14 protein-coding genes are annotated in these 17,534 nt (G+C 71.6%); 7 read left to right on the top strand and 7 right to left on the bottom strand.

Annotated elements, in window-relative coordinates:
• Positions 1 to 43 precede the first annotated feature (43 nt).
• The 3 genes from ACYVKF_RS01535 to ACYVKF_RS01545 all read left to right on the top strand — a co-directional run bounded on the left by ACYVKF_RS01535 (position 44) and on the right by ACYVKF_RS01545 (position 4,410).
• Positions 44 to 1,741, top strand: coding sequence for a DUF885 domain-containing protein (locus ACYVKF_RS01535; protein ID WP_056918672.1), 1,698 nt, complete (start codon positions 44 to 46; stop codon positions 1,739 to 1,741).
• 69 nt (positions 1,742 to 1,810) lie between these two features.
• Positions 1,811 to 3,709 (top strand): Na+/H+ antiporter, encoded by a 1,899-nt coding sequence (locus ACYVKF_RS01540; RefSeq protein ID WP_460964355.1) that lies wholly within the window; start codon positions 1,811 to 1,813, stop codon positions 3,707 to 3,709.
• Between the two features lie 38 nt (positions 3,710 to 3,747).
• A complete protein-coding gene (locus ACYVKF_RS01545) occupies positions 3,748 to 4,410 on the top strand; it encodes a Maf family protein (protein WP_460964356.1) in 663 nt (220 codons plus the stop codon).
• Positions 4,411 to 4,494: 84 nt separating this feature from the next.
• On the opposite strand, the gene ACYVKF_RS01550 is transcribed toward ACYVKF_RS01545, so the two are convergent.
• Together ACYVKF_RS01550 and ACYVKF_RS01555 are read right to left on the bottom strand one after the other, a co-directional pair.
• Positions 4,495 to 6,093 (bottom strand): acyl-CoA carboxylase subunit beta, encoded by a 1,599-nt coding sequence (locus ACYVKF_RS01550; RefSeq protein WP_056918670.1) that lies wholly within the window; start codon positions 6,091 to 6,093, stop codon positions 4,495 to 4,497.
• A 20-nt stretch (positions 6,094 to 6,113) separates the two neighbouring features.
• Entirely contained in the window at positions 6,114 to 7,295 is a 1,182-nt protein-coding gene (locus tag ACYVKF_RS01555; protein WP_056916782.1) for an acyl-CoA dehydrogenase family protein, read from the bottom strand.
• 104 nt (positions 7,296 to 7,399) lie between these two features.
• On the opposite strand from ACYVKF_RS01555, the gene ACYVKF_RS01560 reads away from it, so the two are divergent.
• On the top strand, positions 7,400 to 7,801 hold the full coding sequence (locus ACYVKF_RS01560; RefSeq protein ID WP_056916781.1) for a MerR family transcriptional regulator: 402 nt from the start codon (positions 7,400 to 7,402) through the stop codon (positions 7,799 to 7,801).
• 164 nt (positions 7,802 to 7,965) lie between these two features.
• On the top strand, positions 7,966 to 8,976 hold the full coding sequence (locus ACYVKF_RS01565; protein WP_460964359.1) for an NAD-dependent epimerase/dehydratase family protein: 1,011 nt from the start codon (positions 7,966 to 7,968) through the stop codon (positions 8,974 to 8,976).
• Here the strand turns inward: ACYVKF_RS01565 and ACYVKF_RS01570 are convergent.
• Complete coding sequence (locus ACYVKF_RS01570) at positions 8,973 to 9,965, bottom strand: PfkB family carbohydrate kinase (RefSeq protein ID WP_460964362.1); 993 nt, start codon at positions 9,963 to 9,965, stop codon at positions 8,973 to 8,975. The genes ACYVKF_RS01565 and ACYVKF_RS01570 overlap by 4 nt on opposite strands.
• Before the next feature lie 101 nt (positions 9,966 to 10,066).
• Here ACYVKF_RS01570 and ACYVKF_RS01575 point away from each other — a divergent pair, with 101 nt between their 5' ends.
• Positions 10,067 to 11,440 carry a glucose-6-phosphate dehydrogenase gene (locus tag ACYVKF_RS01575; protein WP_056916779.1) on the top strand — a complete coding sequence of 458 codons (1,374 nt, stop codon included), beginning with the start codon at positions 10,067 to 10,069 and terminating at the stop codon, positions 11,438 to 11,440.
• Here ACYVKF_RS01575 and ACYVKF_RS01580 read toward each other — a convergent pair whose 3' ends face one another.
• Entirely contained in the window at positions 11,441 to 12,226 is a 786-nt protein-coding gene (locus tag ACYVKF_RS01580; RefSeq protein ID WP_056917461.1) for a tryptophan 2,3-dioxygenase, read from the bottom strand.
• A gap of 166 nt (positions 12,227 to 12,392) precedes the next feature.
• Positions 12,393 to 13,229, bottom strand: a complete 837-nt coding sequence (locus tag ACYVKF_RS01585) for an aldo/keto reductase (RefSeq protein ID WP_056918667.1) — start codon at positions 13,227 to 13,229, stop codon at positions 12,393 to 12,395.
• An 81-nt stretch (positions 13,230 to 13,310) separates the two neighbouring features.
• Between ACYVKF_RS01585 and ACYVKF_RS01590 the strand changes: the two genes are divergently transcribed.
• Complete coding sequence (locus ACYVKF_RS01590) at positions 13,311 to 15,113, top strand: acetyl/propionyl/methylcrotonyl-CoA carboxylase subunit alpha (RefSeq protein ID WP_460964364.1); 1,803 nt, start codon at positions 13,311 to 13,313, stop codon at positions 15,111 to 15,113.
• 82 nt (positions 15,114 to 15,195) lie between these two features.
• On the opposite strand, the gene ACYVKF_RS01595 is transcribed toward ACYVKF_RS01590, so the two are convergent.
• A complete protein-coding gene (locus ACYVKF_RS01595) occupies positions 15,196 to 15,909 on the bottom strand; it encodes an antitoxin (RefSeq protein WP_460964366.1) in 714 nt (237 codons plus the stop codon).
• 143 nt (positions 15,910 to 16,052) lie between these two features.
• Positions 16,053 to 17,513, bottom strand: coding sequence for an NAD(P)H-quinone dehydrogenase (locus ACYVKF_RS01600; protein WP_082580868.1), 1,461 nt, complete (start codon positions 17,511 to 17,513; stop codon positions 16,053 to 16,055).
• Between the last annotated feature and the right edge of the window lie 21 nt (positions 17,514 to 17,534).

Genomic DNA, 17,534 nt, shown 5'->3' on the forward strand with positions numbered 1-17,534 from the left:
TAAGGCGGTGACGACGTCAGGCCGCTGGGGTACGTTCGCGGCTGTGAGCACCCAGACCTCCACGACCCGGCCCGCCACCGCAGTCGACGCCATCGCCGACGACTACCTCGCGCGCACCGCAGCCCTCAGCCCGATCAGCGCGACCTACTACGGCATCGCCGGGTACGAGGAGGAGCTGGACGACTTCTCCCCCGCCGGCCATGCCGCCGCCTCGGAGCTGCGTCGCGAGATCCTGTCCCGCCTCGAGGGTGTGCCGCCCGTCGACGACATCGACCGCGTCACCATCGCGGCCCTGCGCGAGCGCATCGGCCTCGCCGAGGAGACGTATGCCGCGGGGCTGGACGAGATGGCCCTCAACGTCCTCGCCTCCCCGCTGCAGGAGATCCGGGGCTGCTTCGACCTCATGGCCACGGACACCGACGAGGACTGGGGGGTCTTCGCCCGGCGGCTGGAGAAGGTGCCGACCGCCCTCGACCAGTGGAAGCAGAGCCTCACCGCCGCGGCCGACAAGGGCAACATCGCCCCGCGCCGCCAGGTCAAGGCCTGCATCGCCCAGTGCGAGGACCTCACCGCCGACGACGGCTACTTCGCCGGACTGCTCGACGGGACCACGGCCGGCACGGCCGACCTCTCCGACGGCACCCGCACCCAGCTGGAGGCCGCGGTGGGCGGCGCCCGCGCGGCATACGCGGAGCTCGGCCCCTGGCTGGCCGAGAACCTGCTGGACCGGGCCCCGGAGGCGGATGCCTGCGGGCGCGAGGCCTACGCGCTGCTGTCGCGGGCCTTCATCGGGGCCGAGGTCGACCTCGAGGAGACCTACGCGTGGGGCCAGGAGGAGGTCCGGCGGATCACGGCCGAGATGGCCGCGGTCGCCGACCAGATCAAGCCCGGCGCCACCGTGGCCGGGGCGATCGCGGCCCTGGACGCCGACCCGGCGTACCAGCTCCACGGCACTGACGAGCTCAAGGCCTGGATGCAGAAGAAGGCCGACGCCGCCATCGCCGAGCTCGCCGACACGCACTTCGACATCCCCGACCCGGTGCGCACCATCGAGTGCCTCATCGCGCCGACCCAGACCGGTGGGATCTACTACACCGGCCCCAGCGAGGACTTCACCCGCCCGGGCCGGATGTGGTGGTCCGTCCCCAAGGGCGTCACGGCGTTCGGCACGTGGAAGGAGCTGACCACCGTCTACCACGAGGGCGTTCCCGGTCACCACCTCCAGGTCGCCCAGACGGTGTTCCGCTCCGAGTTGCTCAACCGGTGGCGGCGCATCGGCATCTGGACCTCCGGCCACGGCGAGGGCTGGGCGCTCTACGCGGAGCTGCTCATGGCCGAGCTCGGGCACATGGACGACCCGGGCAACCGGCTCGGCCTGCTCGACAGCCAGTCCCTGCGAGCAGCCCGCGTCGTCATCGACATCGGCGTGCACTGCGGGTTCGAGGCGCCCGAGGAGGTCGGCGGCGGTGCATGGGACTACGACAAGGCCTGGCAGTACCTCACCGCCCACGCCAACCAGGGCGAGGCCTGGCTGCGCTTCGAGCTCGACCGCTACCTCGGCTGGCCGGGTCAGGCTCCCTCGTACAAGATCGGCGAGCGCCTCTGGCTGCAGCTGCGCGAGCAGGTGCGCGAGAAGGAGGGCGACGCCTTCAGCCTCAAGGACTTCCACCGTCGCGCGCTCGACATCGGCAGCGTCGGCCTCGACACCCTGCGCCAGGCGGTCCTCGGCGAGCTCGACTGACCTTCGTCGGCCGGCCACCAGCGGTGGTCGGCCGACGCGTTCATCCCCTGCGGGTGGGAAGATGCCCGCGTGACACTCGCCCTGACCCTGGTCGCCATCGTCGCTGCGGTGATCGTCGTCGCGGGGCTCTCCGAACGCATCAACGTCCCGGCGCCCCTCTCGCTGATCGTCGTGGGCATCGGCATCTCCTACATCTCCTTCGTCAAGGAGCCGGTCCTCACCCCGGACGTCGTCCTCTACGGCCTGCTCCCACCCCTGTTGTATGCCGCGGCGGTCCGGACCTCGCTCGTGGACTTCCGGGCCAACACCACGTCGATCCTGGCGCTGTCCGTCGGGCTGGTGCTGTTCACCGCTGCCGGTGTCGGCCTCGTGACGTGGTGGCTGATCCCCGTCCCGTTCGCCGTGGCCTTCGCCCTGGGCGCCGTCGTCGCCCCACCGGACGCCGTCGCGGCCACCGCCGTGGCCCGCCGGATCGGTCTCCCGCGCCGGGTGGTGACCATCCTCGAGGGCGAGTCGCTGGTCAACGACGCGACGGCGCTGGTGTCCCTGCGGACCGCCATCGCCGCCTTCAGCGTCGCCGGTGTGGGCGCGCACGCCGCGGCCGACCAGGTGACCTTCGGGTCGGTCGCGCTCGACTTCGCCTGGGCGGTCGTCGGCGGGATCGGGTTCGGGGTGGTCGTGGCCCTCGTCATCGGCCTGATCCGCCGCAACTTCACCGACCCGGCCATCGACACCTCCCTGTCCTTCATCGTGCCGTTCGTGGCGTTCCTGCCGGCCGAGCACTTCGAGTCCTCCGGCGTCCTGGCCGTGGTCGTCGCCGGGCTGCTGCTGGGCCACAAGTCACCGGTCGTGCAGACGGCGGCCTCGCGCCTCAGTGAGCGGATCAACTGGGCGTCGGTCCAGTTCCTGCTCGAGAACGCCGTCTTCCTCATGATCGGCCTGCAGATGCGGCGCATCGTCGCCGACATCTCCGACTCCGGCCTGTCGTGGGGACGGGTCGTGGTCGTCACCCTGGCCGTCCTCGCCACGGTCGTCCTGCTGCGCCCCCTGTACGTCTTCCCCACCCGCCTGCTGTTCAGCCGCTTCGACAAGGGCATCAGCCCCACGTCGCGGCCGTACGCGCACAGCGCGATCATCTCGTGGGCGGGCATGCGTGGCGTCGTCACGCTCGCCGCCGCGTTCACGCTCCCCCAGGAGACGCCGTACCGGGGCGTCCTGGTCTGGATCGCCATGGTCGTCACCGTGGGCACCCTGCTGGTGCAGGGCACCACCCTGCCGCTGCTCGCCCGCTGGCTGCGGGTCCGCGGGCCCGACCCGCGCGAGGACGCGCTGCAGGAGGCGACCATCCTCCAGGCCGCGGTCTCCGCAGGGCTGACCGCCCTGGAGAACTGCGACGGCTCGGACCCCGAGGTGGTCGAGACCCTCCGGGCCCGGGCGGAGAACCGTACGAACATCGTCTGGGAACGCCTCGGCCAGGGACGTGAGGGCGCCGAGACCCCGAGCGAGACGTACCGGCGGATGCGGATGACGATGCTCGAGGCCGAGCGGCGCGAGCTGCTGCGGATCCGCGGCGAGGGCAACGCCGACCAAGAGGTCCTCGCCCACGTCATGGCGCAGCTCGACATCGAGGAGTCGATGCTCGACCGGATCGAGGACCGCACCTCCGCGCTGCGTGACGAGCCGATGCTGCCGGTCGAGCGCACCGAAGGACAGTGCCAGCACCTCGCTGACCACCACGACCGGTTCGTCGCCCCGACCAGCCCGCACGGTTGCGAGGAGTGCCTGCGCGACGGGACGCAGTGGGTCCACCTGCGGCTGTGCCTGGACTGCGGCCACGTCGGGTGCTGCGACTCCTCGCCGCAGAAGCACGCGGACGCGCACTTCCACGAGTCCGGGCACCCGGTGATGCGCAGCTTCGAGCCCGGCGAGTCCTGGCGCTGGTGCTTCGTCGACAACCAGCTCGGCTGAGGGTTCGGGGGGCGTCCGGCGGCGGATAGGGTCCGGGCATGACCAACCCGACCGCCTCGCTCGTCCTCGCCTCCGCCTCGCCCGCCCGCAAGAAGCTCCTGCTCGCCGCGGGGGTGGAGCCGAGCATCGTCGTCAGCTCCGTGGACGAGGACGCCGTGACGGCAGCGGCACGCGAGACGTACGGCGAGCTGGCCCCGGAGGACGTCGCCCTCGTCCTCGCCCGCGCCAAGGCCGAGGACGTCGCCGCCCAGATCGAGCACGCCCTGGTGCTCGGCTGCGACTCGGTGCTCGAGCTCGACGGCGAGGTGCACGGCAAGCCCGTCGACGCCGCGGAGGCGGTCGAGCGCTGGTCGCGGATGAGCGGGCGCTCCGGCGTCCTGCACACCGGGCACTGGCTCGTCGACACCCGCGACAGCGACGCCGGCGGCACCGGCGCGACCCTGGGGGCGACGGCCTCGACCACCGTCCACTTCGCCAGCCTTGACCCCGCGGAGATCGAGGCGTACGTCGCGACGGGTGAGCCCCTGCGGGTGGCCGGGTCGTTCACGCTCGACGGGCTCGGCTCCCCCTACGTCGCGGGCATCGAGGGCGACCCGAGCAACGTCGTCGGACTCAGCCTGCCGCTGCTGCGCGAGCTGCTCGGGGAGATCGGCATCGCCTGGCGCACCCTGCGCAGCCCGAGCTCCGCCCGCGGCAACTGACGCAAGACGCCAGCGACCGCGCACCTGGCTCCCGTTGACGCGCAGGGGCCGCACGGCCTACGCGGCCGCCAGCGAGACGGCCGGTCAGACCGGGGGGACGTCCCGGCGCTTGGTGGCGAAGTGGCGTTCACGGTTCGCGGCGTACCGCAGCCGCAGGAGCAGCTCGGCGCGCAGGGCATCGGCCTCGATGACCTGGTCGAGGACGAGGTCCGCGGCGAGGCGCTCGAGGTCGACGTCCTCCTCGTACTCGCGGCGCATCTCCTGGACGAACGCCTCGCGCTCGTCGGGGTCCTCGATGGCGGCGATCTTGTTGGCGTACACCGCATTCACCGCGGCCTCGGGACCCATGACGGCGATCCGCGCGGTCGGCAGCGCGATCGTCGCGTCCGGAGCGAAACCCGGTCCACCCATCGCGTAGAGGCCGGCGCCGTACGCCTTGCGGACGACGATGCAGAACTGCGGGACGGTCGCGGACGACACGGCGTGCACCATCTTCGCGCCGTGGCGGATGATGCCGCCGCGCTCGACCTCGGAGCCGATCATGAACCCCGGGACGTCGGCGAGGTAGAGCAGCGGGATCGAGAACGCGTCGCACAGCCAGATGAACCGTGCGGCCTTGTCGGCGCTGTCGGTGAACAGCACGCCACCCTTGACCATCGAGTTGTTGGCGACGATGCCCACGGTCTCGCCGTCCATCCGGCCGAACCCGATGACGAGCTCGGGGGCGAACAGCGGCTTGATCTCGAAGAACGACTCGTCGTCGAGCAGCCCGTCGATGACCTCGTGGATGTCGAACGGCTGGCTCTCGCGCTCGGGCACCGTGTGCCGCGTGAGCGGGCGCGACGGCTCCTCGGGGGCATAGCTCGGCTTGTCGGCGCGCCAGCTGGAGGGGACGTAGGAGAAGTAGAGCTTGGCGAGCTCGATCGCCTCGGTGTCGTCGGAGACGAGCAGGTCGCCGACCCCGGAGACGGTGCAGTGCATGCGCGCACCGCCCATGTCCTCGAGCGAAACCTTCTCTCCCACAACCATTTCCGCCATGCGTGGGCTGCCGAGGTACATCGACGCGTTGCCCTCGACCATGATGATGAGGTCGGTGAACGACGGGATGTAGGCACCGCCCGCGGCGCTCGGGCCGAAGAGGCAGCAGATCTGCGGGACCTTGCCGGACAGCGCGACCTGGTTGTGGAAGATCTTCCCGGCGCCACGACGTCCCGGGAACATCTCGACCTGGTCGGTGATGCGGGCGCCTGCCGAGTCGACGAACCAGAAGACCGGCAGCTCCTCGCGCAGCGCCATCTCGGTGGCGCGCACGATCTTCTCCACGGTGCGCGCGCCCCACGAGCCGGCCTTGACGGTCGGGTCGTTCGCGATGACGATCGCCGGCCGCCCGTCGACCATCCCGCGCCCGGTGACGACACCGTCGGCGGGCAGGCCCTCGGCCGTCGCGTTGGCGAACCGGCCGTCCTCGACGAAGCTGCCCTCGTCGAACAGCAGGGCGATCCGGTCGCGGACGTAGAGCTTGCCCTGCGCGTCGAGCTTCGCCTTCGCCTTCTCGGGCGCCGAGCCCGAGGCCTCGTATGCCGCGGCGAGCCGCCGGCGCACGTCCCCCACCTTGGGGTCGGCGCCGGAGTCCCCGGCCACGGCGAAGGCGGGACTGGCGTCGTCGACTCGGCTCACCGGCATACCCTCTCGCACTCCGGCGCTCACGCGGTCGGGAGGCCGAGGTGGCGGGCGATGACCATGCGCTGGACCTCGGAGGTGCCCTCGCCGATCTCGAGGATCTTGGCGTCGCGGTAGAAGCGCGCCACGGGGTACTCCTCCATGAAGCCGTTGCCACCGAAGACCTGGGTGGCGATGCGGGTCGCGGTGACGGCGGCCTCGGTCGAGTACAGCTTGCAGATGGCGGCGGCCTGCTTGACCTCCTTGACCGAACGGCGGCCACGCTCGAGCTCGTCCTTGAGCCAAGCGGCCTTGTAGGTGAGCTGGCGCGAGGCCTCGACCATGACGGCGAGGTCGGCGATCTGGAACGAGATGCCCTGGTTGACGCCGATCGGCTTGCCGAACGCCTTGCGGGTCTTCGCGTAGGCCGTGGTCTCCTCGAGCATCCGCTGGCTCATGCCGATGGCGAGCGCGGAGATGGCGATGCGGCCGTCGTCGAGGGTCTTGAGGAACTGCTTGAAGCCCTCGCCCTCGTTGCCGAGCAGGTTGCCAGCCGGGACGCGGCAGTCCTCGAAGGTCAGGCCGTGGGTGTCCGAGGCGTGCCAGCCGAGCTTGTCGTAGGCCGGCTCGACGGTGAACCCGGGGGTGCCCGACGGGATCATGATCGCGCTGAGGACGGCCGAACCGTCGTCGTTCGTGCCGGTGCGGGCGGTGACCGTCACGACGGAGGTGATGTCGGTCCCGGAGTTGGTGATGAACGCCTTGGAGCCGTTGACGACCCACTCGTCGCCGTCGCGGACCGCCTTGGTGCGGGTGGCACCGGCGTCCGAACCCGCGTCGGGCTCGGTGAGGCCGAAACCGGCGAGCGCGCGCCCGGCGACCAGGTCGGGCAGGAAGCGCTCCTTCTGCTCCTGCGTGCCGTAGGTGAGGATCGGGTTGATGCCCAGGCCGACCCCGGCGGACAGCGTGATGCCGATCGACTGGTCGACCCGGCCGAGCTCCTCGATCGCGACGCAGAGGCTGGTGAAGTCGCCGTCGTCGCCCATCCCCCCGAACTCCTCCGGCACGACCAGCCCGAAGAGCCCGAGCTCGCCCATCTTCGGGACGAGGTCCGTGGGGAAGTGGTGCGCCTTGTCCCACTTCGCGATGTTCGGCTCGACCTCGTCTTGGGCGAACTCCCGGACGACCTTGCGGAAGTCCTCGTGCTCCTTGGACAGCTCGAACATGCGCGCTCCTCGTGGGATCGGGGGTGGTGCAGGGGTGCCACGGCGTGAGGTGTGTGGCCGCCAGTTCTTGACGTTGACGTAAACGTAAAGCAATACTCACGGGTATGCCAGCCGCCGACGTGACCGATCTCGACCAGTCGTGGTCCATCCGGGAGATCGCGGACGAGTTCGACGTCACGCACCGCACCGTGCGGCACTACGAGGACCTCGGGCTCATCTCCCCCGAACGCCGTGGCACGACCCGGGTCTACCGTCGCCGCGACCGCACCCGCCTGGCCCTGATCCTGCGGGGCAAGCGGCTCGGGTTCCCGCTCGAGGAGATCCGCACGATCATCGACCTCTACGACCGGCCCCGCGGCAAGGCCAGCCAGCTCGAGTACGTGCTCTCCCAGATCGACGAGCGCCGCCGCGACCTCGAGCAGCGCCGCCGGGACCTCGAGGACGCGCTGGCCGAGCTCGGCGAGTTCGAGCGCCGCTGCCGCGCCGACCTCGACCACCTCGCCTGACCCTGCCGGGCCCCTTCGCACCAGGCTCACCCGACTGCTGCCCCAGCGCGCACCAAGGGGGGCAGAACGCCCCCTCCCCACGTCCCGGGTGGGCCGTTTCCCACCCTTCGGCCACCTGGTTGCCGACCGAGGCAGCTCGCGGCGGTGCGACCTAGGGTTGGGGCATGGCCTCCTCGAGCGCGTCCCCCACCGTCCTGTTCATCGGCGGGACGGGGGTGATCAGCACCGCGTGCGCCCGGGCCGCGGTCGCCGACGGGTTCGCCGTCACCCTGCTCAACCGCGGCGCGAGCAGCACCCACGAGCCGGCGCCGGGTGCCGAGGTGCTGACCGCTGACATCCGTGACCGCGAGGCCGTCGCCACCACCCTGGACGGGCGCGAGTTCGACGTCGTCGTCGACTTCCTGACGTTCACGACCGACCAGCTCACCGCCAACCTGGACCTGCTCGAGGGACGCTTCGGCCAGTACGTCTTCATCAGCTCGGCCTCGGCGTACCAGACCCCACCCACCCACGGCCCGGTCACCGAGTCCACTCCGCTGCGCAACCCGTTCTGGCAGTACTCCCGAGACAAGATCGCCTGCGAGGACCTGCTCGTCGCCGCCTACCGGGACGCCGGGCTCCCGGTGACGATCGTGCGCCCGTCGCACACCTACGACCACACCCTGCTCCCGTTCAGCGGTGGCTGGACCGTCGTCCAGCGGATGCTCGACGGCAAGGAGGTGGTCGTCCCGGGCGACGGGACGTCGTGGTGGACGCTGACCCACCACGAGGACTTCGCGCGCGCGTTCGTGCGCCTGCTCGACCGGCCGCAGGCCATCGGCGAGGCCTTCCACATCACCTCCGACGAGGCACTGACGTGGGACCAGATCCACCAGGAAGTGGCTGCCGCGGCCGGGGTCGAGGCCCGGATCGTGCACGTCGCCTCCGACGCGATCGCCGCCAACGACGCCGAGCTCGGCGCGTCCCTCGTCGGCGACAAGTCGAACTCGATGGTCTTCGACAACACCAAGATCCGGACGCTCGCCGCCGGGTGGAACGCCCGGGTCCCGTTCCGCCGCGGCGCGGCCGAGATGGTCGCCTGGCACCTCGCCGACCCCACCCGGCAGCGCATCGACCACGAGCTCGACGCCCTCTACGACCGCCTGCTCGAGGCCTACCGCCCGCGGGCGCTCTAGCCCCGGTCGACCCGGACCGGCGCGACCCCCGCCGTTGCCAGGAAGGCGTCGATCTCGGCGGCCGTGGGGGCCGTCGCCGGTCCGCGCCGGGTCACCTTGATCGCACCGGCGGCGTTGGCCCGCCGCGCCGCCGTCAGCCAGTCGGCACCCCGTGCCCGCTCGGCGAGGAGCACGCCGGTGTGGGTGTCGCCCGCACCGTTGGTGTCGACCGCCTCCTGCGGGTGACCGGCGAGGTATGCGGTGTGGCCGGCTTCGTGGACGTGGCAGCCCTTGGACCCGTCGCGGACGATCGCGATGGCGCCATCGGGCAGGCGGAGGGCCACGGCGGCGGCGGAGTCGTCCTCGACCTGCACCCCGGTCAGGGTGAGCGCCTCGTCCGCGTTGCTCGTCCAGACGTTCGTCCGGGCCAGGACCTCCTCCCGCAGCGAGTCGTCCAGACTGCCGAACGCGTCACCCGGGTCGAGCACGACCACGACGTCGTCAGCGAGCCCGGAGAGCCACTGCCGCAAAGGATCCCGCGTCCGACCGACCAACGAGAACCCGCTCACGCAGACGAGGTCCCCGGCGACCGGCGCAGACGTGTCGAGGCTGGCGACCGAGATGTCGCGCTCGGCACCCTGGGTCGTCACGAACGTCCGCTCGGCCGACGGCTCCACCATGACGACGCAGATGCCGGTGTCGGAGTCGGGCACGACCGGGCTGCTGAGCGACACCCCGTCCGCGGCCAGGGCGGCACGGACGAGGTCGCCGTTCGCCCCCGTCCCCACCGAGCCGGCGTGCACGGCGACGGCTCCCGACCGCGCCGCGGCGACGAGGATGTTGACCGCCCCGCCGGCATACCGGCTGTAGGAGGTGGCCACGGCGTTGCCGCCGCGTTCGGGCAGGGACGCGACCTCGACCACCTCGTCCACGAGCGCCTGGGCACTGTGGATCACCCGCGGCCGAACGGACCGCGGACGGCGTGCCGCTTCGGCGTCGTGGGTGGCCATGCCGACGGAGTATGCCGTGTCGGCCTCCGGGTGCGGCCGCACAGGGGCGCGATGCGGGCTACGCCCGAGCGCGGCACAGGACCGCGTGGCAGGGTGACAGGGTGGCAACCACCCCCGAGACGACCCTGCTCATCCTCGGCGCGGGCGGTGACCTGACCCACCGGCTCCTGCTCCCCGGTCTGGCCAGCCTCCTGGTCGTCGAACGCGACCGGCGGGTCCGGGTGCTGGGGGCCGACCGCGTGGATCTCTCGCCGGCCCAGTGGAAGGCGCGGGTCAAGGACGCGTTCTCGACCGTCGATGCGCCGACGAAGGTGACCACGCCCGTGACCCGGCACACGGCATACCTGCAGACGGACCTGCTCGACGAGGCCGCGCTGCGTGACCTCGTCGCGCACTGCGGCGACGGCCCCCTGGTCATCTTCTTCGCGCTGCCGCCGCAGGTGACCATGAAGGTCTGCGCGCTGCTGCGGCACGTCGACCTGCCGCAGACCACCCGGCTGGCGCTGGAGAAGCCGTTCGGCACCGACCACGAGAGTGCCGTGGAGTTCAACGCCCTGCTGCACGAGGTGGTCGACGAGGACGCCATCTTCCGGATCGACCACTTCCTCGGCGTCGCCACGGTCTTCAACCTCGTGGGGCTGCGGTTCGCCAACCGCGTGCTCGCACCGATCTGGAACGCCGAGCACATCGAGCGCGTCGAGATCGTCTACGACGAGGACCTCGCGCTCGAGGGCCGGGCCGGCTACTACGACGGCGCAGGAGCCCTGCGCGACATGCTCCAGAGCCACCTGCTGCAGGTGATGTCGCTGTTCGCCATGGAGTCCATCGCGACCCTCGACGCCCAGGAGATGCGCGACCAGAAGGTCCAGGTGCTGCGTGCCACCCGGGTGTGGGGCGGGTCGCCCAAGCGGTCCTCCCGCCGGGCCCGCTACACCGCGGGGAAGATCGGCCGCCGCGCCGTTCCCGACTACGCGCGGGAGGAGGGTGTCGACCCACGCCGCCACACCGAGACCCTCGCGCAGGTCACCCTCGAGGTGAGGAACAACCGCTGGGCGGGGGTGCCGTTCGTCCTGCGCAGCGGCAAGGCGCTGGGCTCGCCGCGCAAGCAGGTCGTCGCGCACCTGAGGGACGTGCCGCACCTGCCGACGGGTTTCGTCGGCACCAGCGCCGGCGACCGGCTCACCATCGACCTCAAGCCCGGCGCGGTCTCGCTCACCCTGACGATGAACGCCGAGGGCGACCCCCTCGACCTCGAGCAGAAGACCCTCACGGCTCCCCTCGCCGCACCACGGATGCAGGCCTACGGCGAGGTGCTGGCCCAGGTCCTCGACGGCGACCAGCTGCTCACCGTGCGCGGCGACGCGGCCGAGGAGTGCTGGCGGGTCATGGCCCCGGTCATCAAGGCGTGGGCCGACGACGTCGTCCCGCTCGAGTCGTATGCCGCCGGGTCCGACGGCCCGGAGGGCTGGCTGTAGTCAGACGCGGGCGCGGACGGCGTAGAGCTCGGGGAAGAACGTCAGGTCCAGCGCCCGGCGCAGGAAGCTCACGCCCGACGACCCACCGGTCCCCGGCTTCATGCCGATCGTGCGCGTGACGACCTGCAGGTGCCGGAACCGCCACTGCTGGAAGTTGTCCTCGAGGTCGACCAGCTCCTCGCAGGTCTCGTACACGCCCCAGTGCTCGGCCGGCGACGCGTAGACGGCGGCGAAGGTGTCGACCAGCCGCTCGTCGAGCCGGTAGGGCTGGGTGAAGTCGCGCTCGAGCAGCTCGGCGGGCACGGCATACCCCCGTCGGTCGAGGTAGCGCAGGAACTCGTCGTACAGGCTCGGCTCGACGAGCAGCTCGGCGAGCATGTCCCGTGCCGCGGGGTCGTGCTCGAACACGGTCACCATGTCGGCGTTCTTGTTGCCCAGGAGGAACTCGACCGCGCGGTACTGCCAGGACTGGAACCCCGAGCTGGTCGCGAGGAACGGCCGGATCTCGGCGTACTCGCTCGGCGTGAGCGTCGCGAGCACCGACCACTGGCCGGTGAGGGTGTGCTGGATGTGCTTGACGCGCGCCAGCCGCTTGAGCGCCGGGGCGAGCTCGTCGGTCGACAGCAGGGCCCGGGCCGAACGCAGCTCGTGCAGCATCAGCTTCAACCAGAGCTCGGACGTCTGGTGCTGGATGATGAACAGCAGCTCGTCGTGCTGGGGCGGTTCGCTGCGCGGGTGCTGCGACGACAGCAGCCGGTCGAGCCCCAGATAGGCGCCGTAGGACATGGACTGAGAGAAGTCGCGCTGCACGCCCTCCTCGATCGGCCGGATCGCCTTGGCGTCCTGCGCCGCGTGGTCTGCCGCTTCGGCACCCACGCCGTCGTTCGTCGTGGCTCCAGCGGCCTGCTCGTCCGTGCTCATGGCGCCCACCCTAGGGCCAGCGGCGCGGGCGTCAGCCGAACTCGCGCGGGTCGGGCCCGGTGCGCTCGCCGCGGTCGAGGCGGGCCATGTCGGACAGGTCGTCCGGATCGAGCTCGAAGCCGAAGAGGTCGAAGTTCTCCCTGATCCGGCTCGGGGTCACGGACTTGGGGATGACGACGTTCCCGATCTGGGTGTGCCACCGCAGGATCGCCTGGGCCGGGGTGACGCCGTGCTTGTCCGCGATCCTCACCACCACCTCGTCGGTGAGGACCCCACCACCGGAGGCCAGCGGGCTCCAGGCCTCGGTGAGCATGCCGTGGTTGGCGTGGAACTCGCGCAGCTCGAACTGCTGGAGGTAGGGGTGCAGCTCGACCTGGTTGATCGCCGGCAGCTCCCCGGTCTCGTCGAGGAGGCGCTGGAGGTGCTCGACCTCGAAGTTGCAGACACCGACGGCGCGCACCCGGCCCGAGGCCCGCAGCTCGAGCAGCGCCCGCCAGGTCTCGACGTACCTGTCCTGGGCCGGTGCCGGCCAGTGGATGAGGAAGAGGTCCAGCACGTCGAGACCCAGCCGCTTCATCGAGGCGTCGAACGACGCGAGCGTCGCGTCGTGGCCGTGGTCGTCCTGCCACACCTTCGTGGTGACGAACAGCTCGCTGCGGTCGAGGTCGGTGGCCGCCAGCGCCCGGCCGACACCCTCCTCGTTGCCGTAGAGCTTGGCCGTGTCGATGCTGCGGTAGCCGACCTCGAGGGCCGAGGCGATGGCCGCGTCGACGTCGGCGTCCGGGACCTGCCACACCCCGAACCCGAGCTGCGGGATCGTGATGGTGTCGGCGCCGGTGGACAGCTGGAGGTTCGGGACTGAGGTCATGCTTCGACTGTATGCAGGTGTCGCCCAGGCCACACCCCGTGGGTGGGAGTGACGCCGGGGAAACGGGCTAGGCTCCGCCGCATGGTGCCCTCTCCCGACTCGACGACGAAGCCGAGCCCCCGCCCCATCTCGAAGGTCCTCATCGCCAACCGTGGTGAGATCGCCGTGCGCATCGCCCGGGCCTGTGCCGACAGCGGACTCGGCTCGGTCGCCGTGTACGCCGACCCGGACCGGGACGCCCTGCACGTCAAGGTCGCCGACGAGGCGTGGGCCTTGGGCGGGACCACCCCCGCCGACTCCTACCTCGTGCAGGAGAAGCTCCTCGAGGTGGCCCGCAAGTCCGGGGCCGACGCCGTGCACCCCGGCTACGGCTTCCTCTCCGAGAACGCCTCGTTCGCCCAGGCCGTCATCGACGCCGGGCTGACCTGGGTCGGCCCTCCCCCGTCGGCGATCGACTCGCTCGGCGACAAGGTCAAGGCCCGCCACATCGCCTCCAAGGCCGACGCCCCGCTCGTCGCGGGCACCCCCGACCCGGTCGAGGGCGCCGACGAGGTCGTGGCGTTCGCGAAGGAGCACGGCCTCCCCGTCGCGATCAAGGCGGCGTACGGCGGTGGCGGCCGCGGCCTCAAGGTCGCCCGCACCATGGAGGAGATCCCCGAGCTGTTCGACTCGGCGACCCGTGAGGCCGTCGCAGCCTTCGGCCGCGGCGAGTGCTTCGTCGAGCAGTACCTCGACAAGCCGCGCCACGTCGAGACCCAGTGCCTCGCCGACCAGCACGGCAACGTCGTCGTCGTCTCCACGCGCGACTGCTCCCTGCAGCGTCGGCACCAGAAGCTCGTCGAGGAGGCGCCCGCGCCGTTCCTGTCCGACGAGCAGAACGCCGAGCTCGTCCGCGCCTCCAAGGCGATCCTGTCCGAGGCCGGCTACACCGGCGCCGGGACGTGCGAGTTCCTCGTGGCCCAGGACGGACGGATCTCCTTCCTCGAGGTCAACACCCGACTCCAGGTCGAGCACCCCGTGAGCGAGGAGGTCACCGGCATCGACCTCGTGCGCGAGCAGTTCCGCATCGCCAACGGCGAGGTCCTCGGCTACGACGACCCCACGCCCGTGGGCCACTCGTTCGAGTTCCGCATCAACGGCGAGGACGCCGGGCGCAACTTCCTGCCCGCCCCCGGCGTGGTCGCGACCTTCCAGCCTCCGTCGGGCCCCGGCGTCCGGCTCGACTCCGGTGTCGTCGAGGGCGACGTCATCGGCGGTGCGTTCGACTCGATGCTCGCCAAGCTCATCGTCACCGGCCGTGACCGCCGGCAGGCGCTCGAGCGTTCACGCCGGGCCCTGGCCGAGTTCGTCATCGACGGGATGCCGACCGTCCTGCCGTTCCACCGCGTGGTCGTGTCCGACCCGGCGTTCGCCCCGGAGGACGACTCGGCGTTCACCGTGCACACCCGCTGGATCGAGACCGAGTTCGACAACCAGATCCCGGCCTACTCCGGTGCGACGCCCGAGGCCCCCGAGGAGTCCGGCGAGCGCCAGAGCGTCGTCGTCGAGGTCGGCGGGAAGCGCCTCGAGGTCGTCCTCCCCGTTGGACTCTCGCTCGGCGGGGGTGGCGGCACGAAGAAGAAGGCCCCCCGTCGCTCCGGTGGCGCCAAGGCCGGCGCCGCCGCCTCGGGCGACTCCCTCACCGCGCCGATGCAGGGCACGATCGTCAAGATCGCGGTCGAGGAGGGCCAGCAGGTCGCCGAGGGCGAGCTCGTCGTGGTCCTCGAGGCGATGAAGATGGAGCAGCCGATCAACGCCCACAAGGCAGGCACCGTCACCGGCCTCGCGGCCGAGGTCGGTCAGACGGTGACCAACGGCGCCGTCATCGCCGAGATCAAGGACTGACCCCGCGCCATACCGGCCGAAAGGCCCTGTCCCGCGGTGGGACAGGGCCTTTCGTCACTTCGGTGTGCCGCGGTGTCGGCCGTCAGGCGCGGTCGGGGCCGACGTCGGGCGTCGTCTCGCCGGGGGTGCCCCACGTGGGGTGGTCTCCCGCCGGGTGCTGCGGGTCGATGGGGCCGCCGGGCTGCCCGACCCGCTCGTTGTCCCCGGGGACCAAGGAATCCTCGGACAGGGTGCCGGGCTGCTGCGGGTCGTTGGTGCCGGGCTCCGGGTTCGGCACCGAACCCTGGACAGGCTCGGTGGCGCCGGAGTCACGGTCGCCGCTGGACACCGGTCCGGCCGGCGCAGGCTCCGGACTCGGCGCGGGCTCCGGGCTCGGCGCGGGCTCGGGTGCGGGAGCCGGCTCGGGGGTGGGCAGCGGTTCCGGTGTCGGTGCGGGAGCCGGCTCTGGTGTGGTCTCCGGCGGCGCCGGTGGCGCCGGCATGGTCTGCTCCTCGGACAGCTGGCCCGTCGGCGTGCCGCCCGGCTGGTGCTCGGTGGGCGAGCCCACCGGCGTGTCGACCGACGGCGCCTGACCGGACTGCTCGGTCGGGCCCTGGCCCGCGGGGACCGTGCGGGTGTCGCCGTCGCTGGGCAGACCCAGCTTCTCGCGCAGGACGTCACCGCCCTTGTCGATCTTGTCGGCGTACTTGCCGCCGGTCCGCTGGTCGATCAGGCTCTCCACCTTCTCGATCGCCGAACCCGCCTGCTCGGGGTTCCCCTTGATGTAGTCCTTCGCCTTGTCCATCCAGCCAGCCATCGCACTGCCTCTCTCGGTGGGGATCTGGGTCATCGCTCTCGAGGTCGACGTGAGGTCGACGCTCTTCTGCGCACGACGCTACCCACAACCCCCTGGGCAGGCACTCCGGGAAACGAGGCGCCCCCGGAACCGTCCGGGACAGGTCAGTCGGTCGGGTGGAGCTGGCGGGCCGCCTCGGCCACCGAGCCGCTGAGCGACGGGTAGACCGTGAAGGTCCCGGCCAGCTGGTCGACGGTCAGTCCGTGCTGCACCGCCAGCGTCACGGGGTAGATCAGCTCGGAGGCCTTGGGGGCCACGACGACCCCACCGACCACGGTGCCGACCCCCTTGCGGGCGAACAGCTTCACGAACCCGTCCGTGATGCCCTGCATCTTCGCGCGCGGGTTCGTGGCGAGGGGCAGCATGACCCCGGTCGCGTCGACCGTCCCGTCGTCGAGGTCCTTCTGGGAGAAGCCGACGGTCGCGATCTCGGGGTCGGTGAAGATGTTCGCCGACACGGCGCGCAGGTTGAGCGGCGCAACGGCGTCGCCGAGCGCGTGGGCCATGGCGATGCGCCCCTGCATGGCGGCCACGGACGCGAGCGGGAGGACCCCGGTGCAGTCGCCCGCGGCATACACACCGCGCACGGACGTGCGGGAGACCCGGTCGACGCTCACGTGACCGGACTCGGTGAGCGTGACCCCGACCTCCGCGAGCCCGAGGCCCGCGGTCTGGGGGATGGAGCCGACGGCCAGCAGCGCGTGCGAACCGGTCACCTCGCGGCCGTCCTCGAGGCGGACGACGACGCCGTCGTCGGTGCGCGCGACCGAGGCCATGCGCGAGCGCCCGAGGACCTCCATGCCTCGCTTGCGGAAGACGTCCTCGATCACGGTGGCGGCATCCGCGTCCTCGCCGGGGAGCACCCGGTCGCGGGAGGAGACGAGGGTGACGCGCGAGCCCAGCCCGAGGTACGCCTGCGCGAGCTCGGCGCCGGTCACACCGGAGCCGACCACGACGAGGTGCTCGGGGAGCTCGGGGAGGGAGTAGATCTGCTGCCAGGTGAGGATGCGCTCGCCGTCGGGCTGGGCGCTGGCCATGACCCGCGGCGTCGCACCGGTGGAGACCAGAACCACCTCGGCGTCGAGGGTGCGGACCGAACCGTCCTCCAGGGTCGCCTCCACCTGCGACGGCGAGAGCAGGCGCCCGGTGCCGCGCAGGACGGTGATGCCGTCGGCATCGAGCCGGCGACCGATGTCACGGGACTGGGCCGCGGCGAGGGCCAGGACGCGCCGGTTGACGGCGTTCAGCTCGGCGACCGAGTCCGCGACCTCGTCGCCCTCGTGGTCCTCGAGGTGCACCCCGAGGTCGGACGCCGTCTCGAACTGCGACATGAAGTCGGCCGTCGAGATGAGGGTCTTGCTGGGCACGCAGTCGGTCAGGACCGCGGCGCCACCGAGGCCGTCGCGGTCGATGACGGTGACGGCGGCACCGAGGTGGGCCGCGACCAGGGCGGCCTCGTACCCGCCGGGTCCGCCGCCGAGGATGACGACCGAGGACTGACGCGAGTTCACGCGCCCATCCAACCATCCCCGCACCTGGCGACCGTGCTCGCGTCGGGTCGTCATGCGCCGGACACCTTCCCGCAA

It is taken from the genome of Pedococcus soli (genome assembly GCF_054782575.1).

What these genes read in the sequence shown, in the direction of transcription:
- ACYVKF_RS01545 (WP_460964356.1), top strand. Translation starts at nt 3,748, where the DNA reads ATGACCAACCCGACCGCCTCGCTCGTCCTCGCCTCCGCCTCGCCCGCC.
- ACYVKF_RS01550 (WP_056918670.1), bottom strand. Translation starts at nt 6,093, where the DNA reads ATGCCGGTGAGCCGAGTCGACGACGCCAGTCCCGCCTTCGCCGTGGCC.
- ACYVKF_RS01555 (WP_056916782.1), bottom strand. Translation starts at nt 7,295, where the DNA reads ATGTTCGAGCTGTCCAAGGAGCACGAGGACTTCCGCAAGGTCGTCCGG.
- ACYVKF_RS01560 (WP_056916781.1), top strand. Translation starts at nt 7,400, where the DNA reads ATGCCAGCCGCCGACGTGACCGATCTCGACCAGTCGTGGTCCATCCGG.
- ACYVKF_RS01565 (WP_460964359.1), top strand. Translation starts at nt 7,966, where the DNA reads ATGGCCTCCTCGAGCGCGTCCCCCACCGTCCTGTTCATCGGCGGGACG.
- ACYVKF_RS01570 (WP_460964362.1), bottom strand. Translation starts at nt 9,965, where the DNA reads ATGGCCACCCACGACGCCGAAGCGGCACGCCGTCCGCGGTCCGTTCGG.
- ACYVKF_RS01580 (WP_056917461.1), bottom strand. Translation starts at nt 12,226, where the DNA reads ATGTCCTACGGCGCCTATCTGGGGCTCGACCGGCTGCTGTCGTCGCAG.
- ACYVKF_RS01585 (WP_056918667.1), bottom strand. Translation starts at nt 13,229, where the DNA reads ATGACCTCAGTCCCGAACCTCCAGCTGTCCACCGGCGCCGACACCATC.
- ACYVKF_RS01590 (WP_460964364.1), top strand. Translation starts at nt 13,311, where the DNA reads ATGGTGCCCTCTCCCGACTCGACGACGAAGCCGAGCCCCCGCCCCATC.
- ACYVKF_RS01595 (WP_460964366.1), bottom strand. Translation starts at nt 15,909, where the DNA reads ATGGCTGGCTGGATGGACAAGGCGAAGGACTACATCAAGGGGAACCCC.
- ACYVKF_RS01600 (WP_082580868.1), bottom strand. Translation starts at nt 17,513, where the DNA reads ATGACGACCCGACGCGAGCACGGTCGCCAGGTGCGGGGATGGTTGGAT.